Here is an 18730-nt window from a genome sequence, read left to right on the forward strand (position 1 = left end):
AATCCTTAAACATGAAATGGCCGGGCAAAAATAATAAATTATTAGTTCATAAATATACCACTATTGCCAAAGCCTTGGCAATATTTGTGCATTAATTAAACTATTGCAGCACTAATATTAGGACTTAATACTCAAAACTAGTGAAGAACCAGACTTTGCTCATCAGAGAGCTCCTCTATTTTTACATTGTCTTGCGGAGGTTTTCTACGACGAGTGCTCATAAAACGCAAAGGATCATCCGCACCGACCACTACAGTCTGATCCCTAACCTCCCTAACCGGAATTAATTGGCTTATAGCCGTATCCACCGTAGTGCTGTCCTTGCGCAGCGATTTTATTTGGGCGATGCTGGTGGCCGAATTGTTTGTAGTTGCTGTTTTATCCGATATTAATTGCTTTACCGGGACTACCTCTTCAGTGGTAGCTAAACCTTCCGCAAGACGACTGGGCGGTTTATCTCCTAAGAGTGCGAGTAAGGGCGTTTTGGGCTCTTCTAGTAGGCTTTTTAAGGTTGAGGGGTGGCGCTCGAACCATCCTTTTAAAGCGCGGCTGAGCGCCCAAAAATCGCGTTCTTTACTTAGCATTAAGGCAATTTTAGTGAGGGTTTCGGGCACACCTAACTCATAATTTAAGATGAAAGCCGCCGTTTTAGGACTCCACGTTAAGGTCTTGACTACCCTGGTTTTCCCATTAACCTCAATTCCTGTGAAAATACGAATAGCACCTTCACGAATGGCCGGCCAATATTCTTTTAATACAGGATCTTTGGGAAATTGATAACTGCTCCGAAATAAAGGAGGTATAGTCAGGTCTTTAACTGCTTTCACGAGGGGATAAGATTTTGTGGCATTGACCCGCTCCAGATCACTTTGGAAAACAGTCGTGCCTGCTTGTAGCGACGTGGCTAAAGGAATTAAGGGCTGCTCTCCAGGCTGAGGTTTAAAATCAATCGGGACTCTAACTAATAAACCAGCCCAAAATACATCGATTAAAAATCGCCAAGCTCGCTCATAGTAATGAAAAGGATCAGGGATGGTGGCGTCTTTAGGCTCAACTAAAGGCACGGCCATGTGCGCCGCAAGGTTAACCGAAAGAGCCAATAAAATATGCCTTAGGGTTCTTAAATACAAATAAGGGATAGGACCAGTGGTTGATTCTAAACCTTGATCCAGCAACCATGAAGCCAACTCATAGGTTAAGCCTAGGGCTAGCACAAATTCTTGTTCCATAAACTTATGGCGCTCGCAACGTTCCGGAGTCGCTGAACGAGTAATATAACGCCCATTATTAACTACGGTGAGCGCCTTAGAGGCTGGCGTGCCTATGTAGGGAATAGCGCTAACACCGGCGATCAACGCTTCATTGGCCCATAAGATACCCAACTCCCTGCCGGAACCTTTAAGCCTTCTTTTGGTATTACAGGCCAGCTCATCACATAAAGAGGGCGGGGTAATGGCTTTATTAGAATTAAACGCGGCGGGCGCAAAAGAATCTAACACCGCAACGCGGACGAAGGATTCAGTTCCTCGGCGCCAGGTGTAGGCAGTGACTAAATAATTTCCTAAAGTAAGGACGCTGATGAGCAAGGAATAGGCGGCAGAAGCCTCATTTTCTTCATAGCCATCCCGGAAATAATTTTGCACTTGATTGTTTACTACATTCATGGTCACGATGGGCAACACATCATGCACTACTACATGGGTAAAGCCATTCACTATCTGGCGCGCCTCTTTATTATACAATAAAGTGGGTACCGCCTTACGTAAGGCTAAGCCCTGCTCCAAAATATGAAAGGTAGTATTTACCGTAAATTTAAATGCCGCATTCGAGATAGTTCCTAGGGTAGCATTATTCCATAACCAAGTTGCACCATTGGCAAGCCCCTGCCCTGCAGCACTAGCATTTGCTATAGTCGCATTATTCCAAAGCCAACTCGCCCCATTTACAGCTCCATTACCTGCTGCACTTGCTTTTTCTTTAAATGAACTCCACCAGCTCATATACACTCCTTGTGTACTCCATGAAATTTCATTCTAGGGCTAAAAAATGAGAAATACTAGGGGTTTCCGTTCAAAAATAAAACGATTAGCTGGTAAATGGCAATAGCTGCTTTTTTAAGGCATGGAAGTGTGCAATTATTTTAATTTTCAACGATGATAGACTGTTTTGACTTAAGGCTTAACATAAAAACGCAACTAATCAATCTTAAGATTACCCTTATTTTTCTCCGTCCTATTATTATATAGCCTAGGTAGCAGTACTTATTGTAATGAGCCGGCATACAAGCAAAAGCGTTTTAGCCGATCTCCCAAACACCTTACCACTATTTTTTTCCTTATTTTTTTCTTATCAATTGACCCGCAGTTATTTAAGACAAGCCTTAACAAAAAAAAAGTCCTTTAATTACGATTTAATAGTAATAAATTACAGCTTTACTTTAGCGATGTGGATAACCACCCTTTTTGAATACAGTAACTCAGACGCCAAGACCTGGTGGGGGGATCGCTTTATTCCTTAATGGACTTAGCGGTTTAGTTTTTTTCACTTTATTTGCAGTATAGCTCAGCGATGGATTAACCAAGCCATAGGCTCTTTATACTGATCAACAATGTTATTCCTAAAGATTTTATCTGGGGCTCGAAAATAAGCGTCGCTGATGATCTTCCCTTGTCTCCCTTTCACAATCAATTGATATGGAAAAATTAAGAACCAATTGCACATATTTTGACATCAGTGAATAGAGCTGCTAAAATGCTCAGATATTGAACATGCAGAATCAGGAAGACACATTTTGAAATTCAATTTTTTTACTTCTGTTACCCCTGAAACTGCTTTTCTTGAAACTATTTTGGCAAAAAAAGACTATGAGCTATGGAATTACCGCCAGGATTTGTTACTAAAAGCACCGCAAATATTAATGAACTGTCTCCATTATGAGCGCAGCATTAGTAAAAATTTACGTAATGCGATTATTGAGCGCTTAGCGAGCCTTCAAGCTGTTTCGCCAGAAAAGCGCCAAGAAAAACCCAGCCTGCTTATTTCTGATATCGATAACACTTTTTTATCCTCTCGTGATCCCCGTTATGAAAGTAATTCTACTCCCTACCCTGGAATTAAGGAGTTATATAAAGCCTTACTTCACGGGAATAGTAACGATGATTTACCCCTGAGGCGCAAGGCCTCGCTTTGTGCCTTTCTAACGGCACGTCCCGGCCAGCCTTTATTTAAACACTTTAGGCCGCTCAGCAGTAAAATGAAAAAAATTACGTCTGATGCTTTGCGCCTTGCTGGAATTGCGCTAGAGAAGCAACTCATTTTATGGGGTGACTTCCTCCATTGTTTGCCCCAGCCAGGAAGCATGTATAAAAGTCTCGGCAAAGGAAAAATAGCTAATTTTGACAAATTTTCCAAATTGTACGCGGACTATCAATTTATTTTTTTTGGCGATAATGGCGAAGCCGATATCGATGTAGCTAGAGCGATGCTGCGTAGTGCTGGGGCTGCAATGTCAGCCATTTTTATTCATGATCTAAAAAATCTAAGTCCAGATGAAATTAAACAATTTGCCGCTGAAGGCATTTTTATTTATAAATCGATAATCGATGCCGCACTCATCGCCCTCACCAAAGAACTCATTTCGCATGAACAAGCCCTCGATATTGCCCGTGCCGTAGTTAATGAGACGGATAACTCGCATACTTCGAGCGATGATAAGGCTATTACCGCATTTAACCGCCGGATTGAGGCTATAAGCCTTGATCTCCAACGACTGCATCAGCAGCTAGCAGATCCCGAAATTATTGAGCTTATCAAGCGCATCAATAAAAAACATCTTCTACCCCCATCGCTGTCTAGTGATCTGAGTTATAGTTAAAGTATTAGCACGTTTAGACAAGCTCTAGTAGTTATTCACTGCTTTCTTTGCTTGGTATGAAAGCCTATAAGCAATTATAAATTTTTATGAGTATATTCACATAAATCAACGAGAATGCACTGCGAGCAGTGTGGACTACGAGCGGTACAGACATAACGGCCATGTAAAATAAGCCAATGATGAGCATCGCGGAGAAATTCAGGTTCAATTTTTTTCAATAAAGCTAATTCTACGGCTAAAGGGGTTTTCCCTGCGGCTAACCCCGTGCGATTAGCAACTCGAAAAATATGGGTATCTACCGCCATAGTGGGCTGCCCAAAGGCGGTGTTTAACACGACATTCGCCGTTTTTCGTCCGACTCCGGGTAAAGCCTCTAGCTCTTCGCGGGTTCTCGGTACCTGCCCTTGATGCTTTTCAATTAATAAGGCACAAGTCTTTATTACATTTTGCGCTTTACTATTATAAAGGCCAATGGTTTTAATGTATTCTTTAAGCTTATCCAACCCTAAATCAAGAATAGCTTGCGGCGTGTTAGCCTGGGGAAATAATTTAGCCGTGGCTTTATTAACACTCACATCAGTTGCTTGCGCAGATAACATGACCGCGATTAACAACTCAAAGGGCGAATGATAAATTAACTCAGTGGTGGGGTGAGGGTTTTGCTCGCGCAAACGGCTAAACAGTTCATGGCGTTGCCCCTTATTCATTTTTTTTCGCTTTTACTCGAGCCAAGGCTTGCTGAATGTAGTCTTGCTTTGCTTGCACATCCTGCTGTTGGTTTGAACTTTGTTGCGCCAGCAGCCTTTTTTCTCGATATTGTTGCTGTTGTTCATGCTCAAGCCGCAATAAGCGGGTTGTTTTAGCATGAAAGCGGGCGCGGGCGCGATCCCTATCATAATCGGCATTAGGAATATCTACCATTTCAATACAATCAACGGGACAAGGTTCAACACACAAACCACAACCCGTGCATTCTTGCGCAAGGATGACATGCATTAATTTCGCACTACCAATAATGGCATCCACCGGACAGGCTTTGATGCATTTAGTACAGCCAATACATTCTTCTTCACGAATTAAAGCAACGGAGGGGGGTCTAGTGTTTTCCAGCGCTGACTTTAAATAAGGGCTGGGATCAATATTTAATAAGCCTCCTAAGGCCTTCACCGTTTCAACCCCGCCGGGCGGGCATTTATTAATGGGTGCCCTTCCCTGCACTAGGGCTTCAGCGTAGGGCAGGCAACCCGCATAATCACATTCGCCACACTGAGTTTGCGGTAATAAGGCATCAATTTGCTTAACTAAAGACATCTTACTTCACCTTCATTCCTGGTAAAGCGCCAGAATCTGGTTGTAATAAATAAATACCCTTTCCATCACCCGCAGCCAAAACCATTCCCTCAGACACACCAAAGCGCATTGTTCGCGGCGCCAAATTCGCCACCATGACGGTAAGGCGGCCGATTAATTGTTCTGGTTCATAAGCGCTTTTAATCCCAGCAAAGACCTGCTTTTGTTGTTCACCTAAATCGAGGCGTAAACGGAGTAATTTATCTGCCCCCTCCACAGGTGCTGCATCAATGATTTTTGCAATACGTAAATCAATTTTGGCAAAGTCATCAATACTCACAAAGGATTCTTCCTGGGCAGCTGTAGCTAACTTGTTTTTATCCTCTACCGGTGTTGTGTCTTTATTTTGCATTAACATGGCCTCGATTTTTTCTTTTTCTACCCTAACCATTAAGGGTTGAAAACTAGCTATTGGATGGTTTAATAAGGGACTGTCTATTGATGACCAAATAAGCGGCTCACAAGCTAAAAATTGCTCTGCAGCGGCGCTCATTTGTGGTAATACGGGTTTTAAATAGGTCATCAAGACTCGAAAGAGATTAATCCCCATTGTACAAATAGCATGCACCTCAGCTAAACGCGCCTCATCTTTAGCTAAAACCCAGGGTTTATTAGCATCGATATATTGATTGACTTTATCCGCACAATCCATGATTTGCCGGATAGCACGAGCATAATCACGGCTCACATAAGCATCAATGATCGTTTCCCGAACACTGACTAGGTCATTGTATAGCTGCGGCTCCGCCAAAGCAGAGCTTAATTGATTAGCAAAGCGTTTATTAATGAAACCGGCACAACGACTTGCTATATTGACTACTTTCCCGACTAGATCAGCATTGACTCGATTAATAAAATCATCAAAATTTAAATCTAAATCATCAACCCGGCCATTTAACTTAGCGGCAAAATAATAACGTAAATACTCTGGATTTAAATGGGCTAAATAACTACGCACTTCAATAAACGTGCCACGTGACTTCGACATTTTTTGACCATCGACGGTTAAAAAACCATGGGTATATACGGCAGTTGGAGTACGATGACCACTGGCAGCTAAAAGGGCTGGCCAAAATAAAGCATGGAAGTAAACGATGTCTTTCCCGACAAAATGGTAGAGCTCCGTACTACTGTCTTTAGACCAAAACTCAGCAAAAGAAAGGTTTTGCTCAGTACAATATTTTTTAAAACTAGCCATATAGCCAATGGGGGCATCCAACCAAACATAAAAATATTTATCCACAGTTCCAGGTATGGGAAAACCAAAATAAGGGGCATCACGGGAAATATCCCATTGCTTTAATCCTGCCTCAAACCATTCACTTAACTTATTTGCCACCTCGGTTTGTAGATGCCCACTGGTGGTCCACTCTTTTAATAATTGTTCATAGCGAGGTAAGTCAAAGAAATAATGCTCAGAGTCTTTTTCTATCGGCTTAGCACCCGAAATAGCAGAGACGGCATCAATTAAATCGGTGGGTGCATAAGTTGCCCCACAAGACTCACAATTATCGCCATATTGATCAAGAGCACCGCACTTAGGACAGGTTCCTTTAACATAACGATCAGGTAAAAACATGTTCTTGAGCGGATCGAAGGCTTGACGAATAGTCTTTTTTACAATGGCGCCGGCGTTTTGCAATTGTTCATAAATGAAACTGGCTAATTGCTGGTTTTCTGGGGAATGGGTGGTATGGTAACAATCATAATCAATAGCAAAGGCTTTAAAATCTTGCTCATGACTTAATTTTATCTCAGCCGTTAATGCTTCTGGACTAATACCCATTTGCTCGGCTTTAAGCATAATTGGTGTTCCATGAGCATCATCACCACACACACTTATACATTGAATGCCCAGCATCTTATGGGTGCGCACCCAAATATCCGTTTGAATATGCTCTACCATATGACCTAAATGAAGATGTCCATTTGCATAGGGTAAAGCGCTGGTTACCAGCATTTTGCGTTCTGTAGCCATAAAATGAAGACTCGTACTGTAAAACGAGCAATTATAACGCAAAGTTAAAAGAAATGCTGCGTTGAAATGCAGTATCTTATTAATTTTTCTACATGCAGAGGAAGATAGTTTGCTACTATTAACAGAATGTTTTTTACCAAAGATAAATAGCTATGACCGCGCAAAAATCGAGAATCATTATTGGCATTACCGGCTCTTCTGGCATCATTTATGGCATAAAGCTATTACAAATTTTAAAAGAATTGCCCATTGAAACTCATTTAGTAGTGACTAAAGCAGGACAATTAACTAGGGCTTACGAAACCGAGCTTAGTGCGGCAGAATTACGTGCTTTAGCGGATGTGTACCATAAATGCTCTGATGTCAGTGCCTCAATTGCCAGCGGCTCCTTTAAAACCTTAGGAATGATTGTCGCCCCTTGTTCTATGAATACCCTGGGTGAAATTGCTCATGGCTTAAGTAGTAATTTACTTACTCGCGCAGCAGATGTAGTGTTAAAAGAGCGCCGCCGCTTAGTGCTCATGCCCCGAGAGACGCCCCTTCACCTTGGTCACCTCAACAATATGCTCCAGGTAACCCAAATGGGCGGAATTATCTATCCCCCTGTTCCGGCTTTTTACCATCGCCCCCAAACCATCGAAGAAATAATTGACGATGCCGTAGGCCGAGTACTTGATTTATTTAATTTAGATTGCGGCCTAACCAAACGCTGGAAAGAATCCTAAAAAAAACGCGGCTTAAGCCGCGTTTTTTTATTAGCAGGTCACTACAGAGTTGCAGTGATGTTATTAATCTGCTCAGCATCAAGTTCTTTGGGTGACGCTTTAGATGATAATATAGAGCTATGGATTGGAGCAGTTCCTACAGAAAGATCAGCAACCACGGTTGGCGTACCTTTACTTAATTTGCTTAAAGATGCAGCGCTGGTGTTGCTAGGGCCTTCAGCTACAAAATCAGCTTGATTTGCAGCAGGGGCTTTTGTACAGCAGCTTTTGATAAAGCTAACGAAATTAGCGAAAGCCGCTACAGAATAGACCGCAGCACTTGCTAATACAGCGCCGATACCCGCGGTTGCGCCCACTTGGACTGCAAAATTAGTACCAAATACAGAAGCAATAGAGTAGCCAGCAATGCTGAAATTAACCACCGCAGTTAGAGCAGCAGGCCATAAAGCTACTGTTAAAGCAGCAGCACCACCTACTAATAAAGACATCCAAAAAGCACTAGCAATCGCTTGTTGATGCTTTCTAATTAAGCCAGTTAAACCCCGTCCTAATCCTTTAATCAGATCAAGAAGAGCTGAAGCGGAACCTAAAACTAAACCTAATAAGCCTGGAAAAGAGCGTTTTTCATCAACAGTTCCATCTCGTTTAAGGGCAGAAGCACCAAAAACTAGCGTCATCGTTGCACTCAAAACCCTTGCTGGCAAACGAAAACTACCTACCATAAACTCTTTAAATGTCATTTCTTTACTCCATAAAGATTATAAAAACCGCTGGGGATTGTAGCAATGAACGAAGTGCTTGTGAAACGAAACTGAGCAATATATTGTAACAAAAACGTAAAGAAATTAACTTTGTTTAGACTTAAAGCAAAAAATAGGTGCAAAATAATTTTTTATTTCACACTTCTATCTTATGGATTAAATTAAAGAGATTCTTAAAATGAGCAGCTTAAAACTGAGGTATTAAGATCTTCTGAACTAGCCAATGCTAAGGGAGGCACCTCAGTTTTTTCTGTCGCAAGCCTTGGGCAATTGGCCAGGACAAACTCATCAGTCCGATAAGCTTTATAATGAGGATACTTACAGGGCTGCAAACTAGATTGCAGCAACTTTTTATAAGACTCTTCAGCCACAGGGCTTAATGCCTGACGTTCCTCATGGCCCCATAACGTTGACGAATGTTGCGCAAAAGCCTTTACTTTTTGCTGGATAAAGGCCGCGCAGGAAAGCCCGATTAAAGAGAGGCTGCTCACCATTAGCCCCACAGCAACACAGGCCAATAATATAGGCGCTTTAGTTAAAAAAACCAAAGGCGCCCAGCCCAACACAGTTGTTGATGCGAGGAAGGGCAACACCCCAGGGAAGGCAAAGCATAAAAGGGCTGCAGTAACCCCAAAGATCCCTGCAGAGATTAAGGTCGTATTGGCTCGCGCCTTATTTCGTTTATACCAATCACTAACTACCATAACTATTCTCATCAGAACAAAAGCACGATTGTATCATTTTAAACCAAATTATTGAATAGAAAAAAATCAACTTAATTTATATACGGTCGGATCTGTTAATTCTGCACCGATAAAGCCTCTTTTTCTAAACATACAGCTGTCACAATGACCACAGGCCTCTCCCTGTTCATTCGCTTGATAACAGGAAACGGTAAGGGAGTAGTCCACTCCTAAACGGTGGCCCAATTGAATGGTCTGAATTTTAGATAAATGTTGCAAGGGTGCATGAATAGTGAACAGATCACCATTTACGCCAGCCTTCGTCGCAAGATTAGCCATAGTTTGGAAAGCTGCAATAAATTCCGGACGGCAATCGGGGTAATGCGAATAATCCACTGAGCTTGCGCCAATAAAAATATCACGCGCGCCAATCGATTCAGCAAAACCTAAAGCCATAGCCAGGAAAATAGTATTACGTGCAGGGACATAGGTAACCGGAATTTCGCTGCCCTCTTGAAATTTAGGTACTTGAATGGATTGGTCCGTTAATGCAGAGCCAGAAAATAAATCCGTATCTAAAGAAACTATTTTATGTTCCGCAACGTTCATCTGCGCGGCAATACGCGTAGCCGCATGCAGCTCAGCTGAATGACGTTGGCCGTAGGAAAAGCTTAAAGCAAAACAAGAGAACCCCTCTGAGCGAGCTAATGCCAAACAGGTAGTGGAGTCTAAACCACCGGATAATAAAACGACTGCTTTTTTCACTTAATCATACCTCGTATAAATTGAGCATTTGCACGCTCTTAAAAATTCCTGCTAAAATGATGTCCAATTATGCCACACTTAGGAATGTGATGACGATTTCTTTATACCCAATAATTCTTGCTGGCGGTTCTGGCACTCGTTTATGGCCTTTATCTCGACAAAATTTTCCTAAACAATTTTTAGCTTTAAATAGCGAGCTGTCCTTATTGCAACAAACCATGCAGCGAGTTAGTCAATTACCCAACAGTAAGCCTCTTATAGTCAGCAATGACGCCCATTATTTTCTCTGCCAAGAACAATTACAAGCATTTCCTAAAGCCGCGACCTATCTATTAGAACCTTGTGCGCGCAACACCGCCCCGGCTATCGCTTGCGCAGCCCATTATCTGCAAGCGAATGTAGGTAAAGACGCCGTAATGCTTATTTTACCTTCTGATCACTGGATTGGAGATGTAAAAGCCTGGGAAGAGGCCATGCTTACAGGTGCAGAATTTGTGGCGCAACAACCAGGAATTATTACTTTCGGCATTACTGCCAATCAACCTAAAACAGGTTATGGCTATATAGAGGCGGGAAGTCATTTGAGTGATGAAGTACTGAAGGTTTCTAGTTTTAGAGAAAAACCGGATGTCCAAACAGCAAGGCAATTCATCAATCAAGGCAACTATTATTGGAATAGCGGCATGTTTGTTTGTACTGCTGGTTTTTATTTAGAGCAGTTGCAAGAATTTGAACCGGCGATGTACGAGCACAGCCTACAAGCCATACGTCATGGCGCCAGCCACCACGATTTTTTACGTCTTAATCTAGAGCATTTTACTCAATGTAAAGCTGAATCGATTGATTATGCGATTATGGAAAAAACCCGCCAAGCCGCAGTTATCCCTATTGCTATGCCTTGGAGTGATTTAGGGTGTTGGACTGCTGTTGCCGATGCCAATCAACTCGATGAACAAGGTAATACAGTGATTGGCAAAGTTATTACCCAAGACAGTCATAATTGCTTTATTAATAGTGAAAATATTCTGGTAACTACCATAGGCATTCAAGATCAAATTATTGTGGCAACCAATGACGCGGTTTTAGTTGCTGATAAAAAATATTCGCAAGATGTAAAAGAATTAGTGAATTCTTTACGTAAAGATCATTCGCAAATAACTCAGGAACATTTAAGAGTCTCACGTCCCTGGGGTTATTATGAAATTTTAGCTGAAGGCCTGTCGTTTAAGGTAAAAAGACTGATGGTCAAACCCGGGGCAAAAATCTCCTTACAAAAGCACCAACATCGCGCCGAACATTGGGTTATAGTCGCAGGGTGTGCTGAAGTTATTAACAATAAAGAAACCATTCATCTGAGTGTAAACCAATCTACTTATATTCCTAAAAACACGTTACACCGCCTGAGTAATAATGGTTCTGAACCCTTATATGTCATTGAAGTACAAAGTGGCGATTATCTAGGAGAAGATGATATTCAACGCTTTGACGATCTTTATGCCCGGGAACAACTTACAACTTGATGTAGTGTCTTTAGGAAGGGGAAGGAGAGAATACCTTCCCATCACTCTCGCTCTGACCAATAAAGGCTTAGTTTATTTAGCACTAATGCTCATAAAAAATACTCTGTATGCTGGATGCTTTGGCACAAGCCTTCCCACGACCGGGCTATAAATTCTACCCTCAAGGGTAAAAACTGTTAATTTTTATTGACCCATCATGCATTTGTTAATTTTCTGTTAATTAATGCAAATTTTAGTATCAATTTCGTAAAGCTCGCCCTCCACATATTGTTTTTAAAATAGATGCTATGCTATAAAAAAGAACACTGTAACTTTTTAGATAAAATATTCGAAATTGAGGTTAATTTATGTTTACAAGCAGCTTAATCCAAAAAGCCTATGAACTTACTGCCTATAGTAATACTAGAGATAAGCTGCGTTATAAAGAAGAAGTACAAAAGCTACTTCTTTTTAATAAAAGCAACAAAGGCAATGATTTACTAATTCCGTTAAATTTCTATTTGGGTTTACTCGACAATACTCAATCAGCGCTTTTTCCCTACATGAATGAAACGCAAAAAAATCAAACCTTGCGCGATTTACAAGTGACCTATTTATTACTGATGAGTGAACTAAAATATGAATTGGAACACCAAAAAAAGGAAAACTCTAAAAAATATCAAGAGGACCTAAAAAAGTGCCAGGAATTAATTGATGCACTGATGTATTCCCAATTTTGCACCGAACAACAGATAAAACCCTCACCTGAACATGCTTATTTTTCCGATGGAAAACCTGTGGCCTATACCGGCTTAGCGGTGGGACAAGCTTTTGCTGAAGAGATGGTGGCAATGACTTCTGGAAGTACCACCAAAGAGATTCGGGATAATATGGGGTGGATTAATGAAAAAAGACTATATTGGGTATGGGCTTCTGTCTTCTTAAAAACGACCTTATCCTTATTGCCGGAAGATTTTTTTAATGTCGATCAAGCTAACGCGGTAGTAAGCTCCCCAGATCTCTATACTGGGACCATGAGTTGGGGCCTATATTACTTCCGTTTTGCCCTTAATTTAGGTTTATTATTAAAGCATACGATTGCAGGTCCGTGGATGAGTGCAGAAGAAAAAAGCGAGGGCTGGACCGAGCGTTTTAAAACGCAGTGGGCTCAAAGAAAATTTTCTCTTTTAAATGATTCTATTTGGGCTACGGGAAATCTACTTTGCTTTTTCTGGTTGTATGGAAAAGGGGCTGCCGGAACCTGGGGTGATATACTCACCATTGCCCTTTTAGTGTTTGATATTAGTTTGGCGGTTTGGGATTATGAGGAACAACGCACCCAATACAACCAGCAAATCAATGATTATGAAGAAGCCCTAAACCACTTAAAAAAACAGGCTACTGACCTTAAACTCAGTAATGAAAAAATTCAAAAAGAATTAAACGAATTAAAGCTGGCGCTTGCCGAAGCCCAAGAAGAAAGCCAAATGCAAAGCCTACAAATGCGCATTAGCACGCTGCAAATTAAAAAAGCCGAGCAAGAGGATAGTGTTAAGGAGCTGGACATCCAAGTTTCAGCCTTAGAACGAGCCAAAGCAAAATGTGAACGCGAATGGAATTATCAAAAAATGACTCTAGCCACTAGTATTGCTTATGCGGTTGGCTTAATGCTTGCATTTGTCTTGCTAACAGGCCCATTTTTCCCCTTTGCAGCAGCAACCATTGCCGCAATGACTATAGCCGGTGCAGTTTTATGCTTTGCTTTTTCCGTAATTAATAATGCGATTAAAGGCGGCATTGAGATCCATAAAACCAAAATGACCGTTAAGGAATTGCGTGCGGACCAAGAAGAGAGAATTAGGGCCTTTAAAGAATTAGCCGCCCTACCCCATGCGGAGGAAAATGCTAAAAAATTAATGTTCTTAGAAATTAAAAAATTAAAAATAGAGAGCGAATACCAAGAAAAACTAATTACCCTTCAGACCATGAAATTAATGCGTTCTATCTTGATAGAATCAATGATTCCCCCCTTGGTGTTCTTAAGTTTGGTCTTTTTGCCATTAGGAGCAGGATTAGGAATTTTAGCAGCGGCTTTAGCTTTGGCCATTGGCACTAATGTCCTTATTAATAAACTCTTTAAGGCGGAAAAAGAGGAGATGAAGGACTTAGACGAAAAGGAATATCAAGAGTTTTGTGCCGACCCCGATAATTGGGATAAAAAAGCAAATAACGCCCTATCCTTTTTCAAAAATAAGGACAAAGAAGCCGTAGCCTCCGAGCAAAACAGTGAGGAACTTATGCCCCTGTTATCGCAAAGTGGTCAAACCTCATCCTAATTGCCTACTTAGAAAAACCGTCATTGATCCAATGGCGGTTAACGCAAGTAATTTTCATTGAATTTCCTGATTGTTATTGGGGAAATTGCCAAAAAAGTGTATAATTGCTCTTTTTGTTCTCAATTACGGTTAACCATGAATCTTGAACAATTGTACGATGTCATCGTAGTTGGTGGCGGCCACGCAGGGACAGAGGCAGCTTTAGCTGCAGCACGTATGGGTGTGAATACCTTATTGCTGACCCACAATGTCGATTTATTAGGACAAATGTCCTGCAATCCAGCTATTGGCGGAATCGGCAAAGGCCATTTAGTTAAAGAAATTGATGCTCTAGATGGCGCGATGGCCAAAGCCGCGGATCAAGCGGGAATTCAATTTCGCATGCTTAATGCGTCCAAAGGACCGGCCGTACGAGCAACTCGGGCGCAAGCAGATCGCGTACTTTATCGCCAAGCCATTAGAACTATGCTGCAAGCACAGCCTAATTTGACCATTTTTCAGCAAGCAGTGGATGATTTAGTCATTGAGCAAGGTCGGGTATGCGGCGTAAAAACCCAAATGGGCTTTACCCTACGCGCTAAAGCAGTAGTTGTGACTGTCGGCACCTTCTTAGGTGGGAAAATTCACGTGGGTATGAGCCAATATGCCGGAGGTAGGGCTGGCGATCCACCATCGATTGCCTTATCGCACAGCTTACGCGACTTAAACTTACCTGTGGGGCGATTAAAAACGGGAACACCTCCACGCATCGATAAACGCTCGATTGATTTTAGCCAAATGGTGGAACAACCCGGTGACACTCCTTTGCCGGTGTTTTCTTATTTGGGAACGGTTGCGGACCACCCCCAACAAATTTCTTGCCATATTACCCACACCACCGAAGCCACTCATGAGATTATTCGTAATAATTTGCATCAGTCTCCAATGTATGCTGGGGTTATTGAAGGGGTTGGCCCCCGTTATTGCCCCTCTATTGAAGATAAAATCGTACGTTTTGCGGATAAATTATCGCATCAAATCTTTGTTGAACCTGAGGGTTTAACGACAGAAGAAATTTATCCTAATGGAATCTCAACCAGCCTGCCTTTTGAAGTACAAGTACAATTTGTACGTACGATTAAAGGTTTTGAGAATGCCCATATTACCCGGCCTGGTTATGCTATCGAATACGATTATTTTGACCCCCGAGGCTTAACTTCATTCTTGCAAACAAAGGCTATCCCTAATCTATTTTTTGCTGGACAAATTAACGGCACCACCGGTTATGAAGAAGCCGCGGCGCAAGGGCTTATTGCCGGGATGAATGCTGCCTTACAAGTACAAGATAAAGACCTATGGTGCCCTCGCCGCGATGAGGCTTATATTGGTGTGTTAATTGATGATCTCATTACTTGCGGTACACAAGAACCTTACCGGATGTTTACTTCGCGCGCCGAATACCGCTTGCTCTTACGCGAAGACAATGCCGATTTACGTTTAACTGCTAAAGGACGCGAATTAGGCTTAGTAGGCGATGTCCGCTGGGCTCATTTTTCTGCCAAAAAAGAAGCTATCGATACCACCCAAAACTTATTAGATACTACGTGGGTTCGTGTAAACCATAATGGATTGCTTGAAGATATTTTAGTCAATCCCATGCAACATGATAACCGCGCCTCCGAGTTTTTGAAGCGTCCTGAAATTAATTATCAACATTTACTTCTGATTGAAGAGTTAGGCTTACCCTCAATAAGTGCTGAAGTAATGGAACAAGTAGAAATCCAAACCAAATATGCAGGTTACATTGAACGCCAGCAGCAAGATATTGAAAAGCTTAAGAAATATGAAAATACCTCCCTTCCCGAAGAATTTGATTATACAAGGGTTCGTGGCTTATCTAATGAAGTCATGCAAAAATTAGCCGCTATTAAGCCGCGTAGTATTGCCCAAGCCGGAAGGATTTCAGGAGTAACCCCTGCCGCCTTGTCCCTACTCTTAGTCCATTTAAAAAAACAACGGCAATTAAATGAAGCATAATGAATCAGTAGAGCACCTTCTTATACAGGGATTAGCGCAGTTTAATTTAAGCGAACTAAGTTCGCCTTTATTTCATTATTTATCCCTACTCCATAAATGGAATGCTGCCTATAACCTTACTGCCATCCGAGATATAGAGGCTATGGTGAGTAAACACCTCTTAGATAGCTTAGCCATCCTACCGTGGTTGCAAGGTGATTCTATTCTTGATGTCGGCACTGGTGCAGGCCTACCCGGCATTCCTCTCGCTATCGCTCAACCCCAGCGCCACTTCGTGCTTTTAGACAGTAATGGTAAAAAAGTACGCTTTTTGAATGAAGTAAAACGGCAGCTTGGCTTAAAAAATTTAGAAATAGTACAATTTCGTGTCGAAAACTACCACCCAAACCAAGGTTTTGATACAGTAACTAGTAGAGCATTCAGTAGCCTCGAACAAATGATTTATTGGACCCAGCATCTCATCGCGCAAGAAGGTGTATGGCTTGCGATGAAAGGGCGCTATCCGGATGAGGAATTGAGCGCCTTAAATAAAAACTATCGTGTACAATCGTATACGGTGCAAGGTCTTGAGGGCGAGCGCTGCTGTGTCCTAATTGACAATATAACTAAGGAATAAAGATGGCGAAAATAATAGCCATTGCCAACCAAAAAGGCGGTGTAGGCAAAACCACAACTGCAATCAATTTAGCTGCTTCCTTAAGCGCTAATCGTCAAAAAATTCTTTTAATTGACCTTGACCCCCAAGGTAATGCGACTATGGGGAGCGGCGTTGATAAAAATCAATTAGTGCACACCAGTAATGATGTATTATTGCACGATTGCCTGGCTGCGCAAGCTGCCCTAACCACTCACTGTGGCTATGACTTGATCCCTGGCAATGAAGATTTAACAGTTGCCGAAGTCAGCCTGATGGAACGCAACCACCGCGAAACTTTTTTATATAAAGCCTTACAACCTATTCAAGCTGATTATGATTTTATTTTAATCGATTGTCCGCCCACCTTAAATACACTAACCATCAATGCCTTTGTGGCCGCGGATTCGATCCTCATTCCGATGCAATGCGAGTATTATGCTTTAGAAGGTTTAGCGGCTTTACTGTCTACTATAGAGCAAGTTAAATCTTCAGTTAACCCGCGTTTGCACCTGGAAGGGGTATTGCGTACTATGTATGATGGGCGCAATCGTTTATGTGCGGAAGTATCTAAACAATTATTAGAACATTTCCCGTCTAAAGTATATAGAACCGTGATTCCACGTAATGTTCGATTAGCTGAAGCACCAAGCCATGGACTTGCAGCTTTACATTACGATAAAACATCCCCAGGCGCTGCAGCTTATATGGTGCTGGCCTCTGAACTAATAAATAAACAAACTGTTGCAGGTTAATTGAGGTATAAATGACAGCAAAACGCGGTGGTCTTGGACGAAATTTATCGGCTTTATTAAGTCAATCCAACACGACATTAGTGACTGATAAACCCCAACATGAACAATTGCAATTAGCGATTGAGTGTTTACAACCTGGTAAATATCAGCCCCGTGGAGAAATGGAAGAAATTCCACTCAATGAATTAGCAGATTCAATAAAGAAACAAGGTGTATTACAACCCTTACTCGTACGCGAATTAAGTAATGGTAGTTATGAAATCATTGCCGGAGAGCGACGCTGGCGCGCGAGTCAACTTGCCGGCCTTAAAGAAGTTCCTGTTATCCTGAAACAAGTAGATGATGAAACAGCCATGGCGATGGCGTTGTTAGAGAATTTGCAACGTGAAGATCTTAATGCCATGGATCAAGCACGTGCGATGTATAGACTCACTACCGAATTCGCCTTAACCCACCAGCAAGTCGCTGATCTGCTTTCTAAGTCTAGAACTGCAGTGAGTAATTTCTTGCGCTTAATGTCCTTATCTAGCTCGGTTAAAAAGCTTTTAGAGCATGGTGATTTAGATATGGGTCATGCTCGCTCTTTGCTGGTGTTGGATGAAGAACAACAAAACCAAGCTGCGCAAATTATTATTGCGAAAAATTTATCCGTTAGAGAGACGGAGAAATTAGTAGAGCGCATGAAAAAAGGCTTAAGTGAAAAAGAAAGTACAAGGGAAGCTTTAACCCAAGGCTATCAAGAGCAATTAAATTACTTGACCCAGCGATTTGAAACTCAAGTTAAATTAAAGACTAATGCCGCAGGAAAAGGGGCCCTGGTAATTAATTACAACAATGAGCACGATTTACAAAAAATTTTCTCCTTGCTACTCGAAAATTAAACCGGATGAGCCCCGCGCTCATAGTCATCGTCGTGATCCTCGGTCTCCTCTTTAGACCGTTCAGCGTTCATGCTTGTTTGCGGACCTGTGCTCGTGATGGTGGGAGGTTGTCCTTTCTGCATACTAGAAGGTGAGCTCAATACTATATCGCTGCTTTCGCGTTTAGCAGCGAGATCTTTTTCTAGCGACTTATTAAATCCACTTGCGAGTCCAGAAAATCCACCAAATATGGCCCCTTTAACTGCACTTGCAATGGTGGATAAGCCTTTACCCTCTGCAACACCTTCAGCCAAACCTTTCAAGGCACCTTTAACACCTTCATAGGCAGAGCTTGCAAAGGCTTTTGCTACACTGAATAACTCATGTTACGCACGGTCAATTTTAAGCTGCCATATTTTTAAGCTCCTGCCAAGCAATCTGGTTCGCTCTAAGAATCAATTTGTACTTAATAGCAAAGTGATTTAAATGAGTTT

The 18730-nt window shown here is 41.8% G+C and carries 17 protein-coding genes; 9 read left to right on the forward strand and 8 right to left on the reverse strand.

Translation table 11 applies throughout. From position 1 onward, the window contains the following. Window positions 1-137: 137 nt before the first annotated feature. The gene (locus tag ELY15_RS03205) at window positions 138-2000 is read right to left on the reverse strand and encodes a hypothetical protein (protein WP_127098205.1); all 1863 of its coding nucleotides are present in this window, start codon (window positions 1998-2000) and stop codon (window positions 138-140) included. A 269-nt stretch (window positions 2001-2269) separates the two neighbouring features. Between ELY15_RS03205 and ELY15_RS03210 the strand changes: the two genes are divergently transcribed. Both ELY15_RS03210 and ELY15_RS03215 read left to right on the forward strand, forming a co-directional pair. Beyond that, on the forward strand, window positions 2270-2518 hold the full coding sequence (locus tag ELY15_RS03210) for a hypothetical protein (RefSeq protein ID WP_127098206.1): 249 nt from the start codon (window positions 2270-2272) through the stop codon (window positions 2516-2518). Between the two features lie 273 nt (window positions 2519-2791). Continuing rightward, window positions 2792-3874 (forward strand): hypothetical protein, encoded by a 1083-nt coding sequence (locus ELY15_RS03215; RefSeq protein WP_127098207.1) that lies wholly within the window; start codon window positions 2792-2794, stop codon window positions 3872-3874. Window positions 3875-3948: 74 nt separating this feature from the next. Here the strand turns inward: ELY15_RS03215 and nth are convergent, their stop codons facing one another. Genes nth through metG form a run of 3 tightly spaced genes read right to left on the reverse strand, consistent with a single transcriptional unit; the run spans window position 3949 to window position 7202 of the window. Further along, window positions 3949-4581, reverse strand: coding sequence for an endonuclease III (gene nth / locus ELY15_RS03220; protein WP_127098208.1), 633 nt, complete (start codon window positions 4579-4581; stop codon window positions 3949-3951). Further along, window positions 4574-5185, reverse strand: a complete 612-nt coding sequence (locus ELY15_RS03225; RefSeq protein WP_127098209.1) for an RnfABCDGE type electron transport complex subunit B — start codon at window positions 5183-5185, stop codon at window positions 4574-4576. The genes nth and ELY15_RS03225 overlap by 8 nt, the downstream gene beginning before the upstream one ends. Before the next feature lies 1 nt (window position 5186). Next, window positions 5187-7202, reverse strand: coding sequence for a methionine--tRNA ligase (metG, locus tag ELY15_RS03230; protein ID WP_127098210.1), 2016 nt, complete (start codon window positions 7200-7202; stop codon window positions 5187-5189). A gap of 152 nt (window positions 7203-7354) precedes the next feature. Here metG and ELY15_RS03235 point away from each other — a divergent pair, with 152 nt between their 5' ends. Next, complete coding sequence (locus ELY15_RS03235) at window positions 7355-7927, forward strand: UbiX family flavin prenyltransferase (protein WP_127098211.1); 573 nt, start codon at window positions 7355-7357, stop codon at window positions 7925-7927. Window positions 7928-7968: 41 nt separating this feature from the next. On the opposite strand, the gene ELY15_RS03240 is transcribed toward ELY15_RS03235, so the two are convergent. The 3 genes from ELY15_RS03240 to queC all read right to left on the reverse strand — a co-directional run bounded on the left by ELY15_RS03240 (window position 7969) and on the right by queC (window position 10136). Continuing rightward, on the reverse strand, window positions 7969-8667 hold the full coding sequence (locus ELY15_RS03240; RefSeq protein ID WP_127098212.1) for a hypothetical protein: 699 nt from the start codon (window positions 8665-8667) through the stop codon (window positions 7969-7971). A 194-nt stretch (window positions 8668-8861) separates the two neighbouring features. Continuing rightward, the gene (locus tag ELY15_RS03245; RefSeq protein ID WP_127098213.1) at window positions 8862-9392 is read right to left on the reverse strand and encodes a hypothetical protein; all 531 of its coding nucleotides are present in this window, start codon (window positions 9390-9392) and stop codon (window positions 8862-8864) included. A 66-nt stretch (window positions 9393-9458) separates the two neighbouring features. After that, on the reverse strand, window positions 9459-10136 hold the full coding sequence (queC, locus tag ELY15_RS03250; protein WP_127098214.1) for a 7-cyano-7-deazaguanine synthase QueC: 678 nt from the start codon (window positions 10134-10136) through the stop codon (window positions 9459-9461). A gap of 89 nt (window positions 10137-10225) precedes the next feature. Between queC and ELY15_RS03255 the strand changes: the two genes are divergently transcribed. From ELY15_RS03255 to ELY15_RS03280, 6 genes are all read left to right on the forward strand, one after another. Next, complete coding sequence (locus tag ELY15_RS03255) at window positions 10226-11656, forward strand: mannose-1-phosphate guanylyltransferase/mannose-6-phosphate isomerase (RefSeq protein ID WP_127098223.1); 1431 nt, start codon at window positions 10226-10228, stop codon at window positions 11654-11656. Window positions 11657-12003: 347 nt separating this feature from the next. After that, window positions 12004-13971 carry a hypothetical protein gene (locus ELY15_RS03260; RefSeq protein WP_127098215.1) on the forward strand — a complete coding sequence of 656 codons (1968 nt, stop codon included), beginning with the start codon at window positions 12004-12006 and terminating at the stop codon, window positions 13969-13971. Between the two features lie 135 nt (window positions 13972-14106). Continuing rightward, on the forward strand, window positions 14107-15987 hold the full coding sequence (gene mnmG, locus ELY15_RS03265; protein WP_127098216.1) for a tRNA uridine-5-carboxymethylaminomethyl(34) synthesis enzyme MnmG: 1881 nt from the start codon (window positions 14107-14109) through the stop codon (window positions 15985-15987). Continuing rightward, window positions 15977-16603 (forward strand): 16S rRNA (guanine(527)-N(7))-methyltransferase RsmG, encoded by a 627-nt coding sequence (gene rsmG / locus ELY15_RS03270; protein ID WP_127098217.1) that lies wholly within the window; start codon window positions 15977-15979, stop codon window positions 16601-16603. Before mnmG ends, rsmG begins: the two co-directional genes overlap by 11 nt. Before the next feature lie 2 nt (window positions 16604-16605). Beyond that, window positions 16606-17376 (forward strand): ParA family protein, encoded by a 771-nt coding sequence (locus ELY15_RS03275; RefSeq protein ID WP_127098218.1) that lies wholly within the window; start codon window positions 16606-16608, stop codon window positions 17374-17376. 11 nt (window positions 17377-17387) lie between these two features. Further along, the gene (locus tag ELY15_RS03280; RefSeq protein WP_127098219.1) at window positions 17388-18257 is read left to right on the forward strand and encodes a ParB/RepB/Spo0J family partition protein; all 870 of its coding nucleotides are present in this window, start codon (window positions 17388-17390) and stop codon (window positions 18255-18257) included. Here the strand turns inward: ELY15_RS03280 and ELY15_RS03285 are convergent. Next, window positions 18254-18559: a hypothetical protein gene (locus ELY15_RS03285; RefSeq protein ID WP_127098220.1), complete on the reverse strand. Its 306-nt coding sequence runs from the start codon at window positions 18557-18559 to the stop codon at window positions 18254-18256. The genes ELY15_RS03280 and ELY15_RS03285 overlap by 4 nt on opposite strands. Between the last annotated feature and the right edge of the window lie 171 nt (window positions 18560-18730).

The organism is Legionella sp. km772 (genome assembly GCF_003989735.1).
Classification (GTDB): domain Bacteria; phylum Pseudomonadota; class Gammaproteobacteria; order Legionellales; family Legionellaceae; genus Legionella.

Excerpts from the sequence above, each read along its gene's own strand:
- ELY15_RS03205 (WP_127098205.1), bottom strand. The coding sequence starts at position 2,000 with ATGAGCTGGTGGAGTTCATTTAAAGAAAAAGCAAGTGCAGCAGGTAAT.
- ELY15_RS03210 (WP_127098206.1), top strand. The coding sequence starts at position 2,270 with ATGAGCCGGCATACAAGCAAAAGCGTTTTAGCCGATCTCCCAAACACC.
- nth (WP_127098208.1), bottom strand. The coding sequence starts at position 4,581 with ATGAATAAGGGGCAACGCCATGAACTGTTTAGCCGTTTGCGCGAGCAA.
- ELY15_RS03225 (WP_127098209.1), bottom strand. The coding sequence starts at position 5,185 with ATGTCTTTAGTTAAGCAAATTGATGCCTTATTACCGCAAACTCAGTGT.
- metG (WP_127098210.1), bottom strand. The coding sequence starts at position 7,202 with ATGGCTACAGAACGCAAAATGCTGGTAACCAGCGCTTTACCCTATGCA.
- ELY15_RS03235 (WP_127098211.1), top strand. The coding sequence starts at position 7,355 with ATGACCGCGCAAAAATCGAGAATCATTATTGGCATTACCGGCTCTTCT.
- ELY15_RS03240 (WP_127098212.1), bottom strand. The coding sequence starts at position 8,667 with ATGACATTTAAAGAGTTTATGGTAGGTAGTTTTCGTTTGCCAGCAAGG.
- ELY15_RS03245 (WP_127098213.1), bottom strand. The coding sequence starts at position 9,392 with ATGGTAGTTAGTGATTGGTATAAACGAAATAAGGCGCGAGCCAATACG.
- ELY15_RS03255 (WP_127098223.1), top strand. The coding sequence starts at position 10,226 with ATGACGATTTCTTTATACCCAATAATTCTTGCTGGCGGTTCTGGCACT.
- ELY15_RS03260 (WP_127098215.1), top strand. The coding sequence starts at position 12,004 with ATGTTTACAAGCAGCTTAATCCAAAAAGCCTATGAACTTACTGCCTAT.
- mnmG (WP_127098216.1), top strand. The coding sequence starts at position 14,107 with ATGAATCTTGAACAATTGTACGATGTCATCGTAGTTGGTGGCGGCCAC.
- rsmG (WP_127098217.1), top strand. The coding sequence starts at position 15,977 with ATGAAGCATAATGAATCAGTAGAGCACCTTCTTATACAGGGATTAGCG.
- ELY15_RS03275 (WP_127098218.1), top strand. The coding sequence starts at position 16,606 with ATGGCGAAAATAATAGCCATTGCCAACCAAAAAGGCGGTGTAGGCAAA.
- ELY15_RS03280 (WP_127098219.1), top strand. The coding sequence starts at position 17,388 with ATGACAGCAAAACGCGGTGGTCTTGGACGAAATTTATCGGCTTTATTA.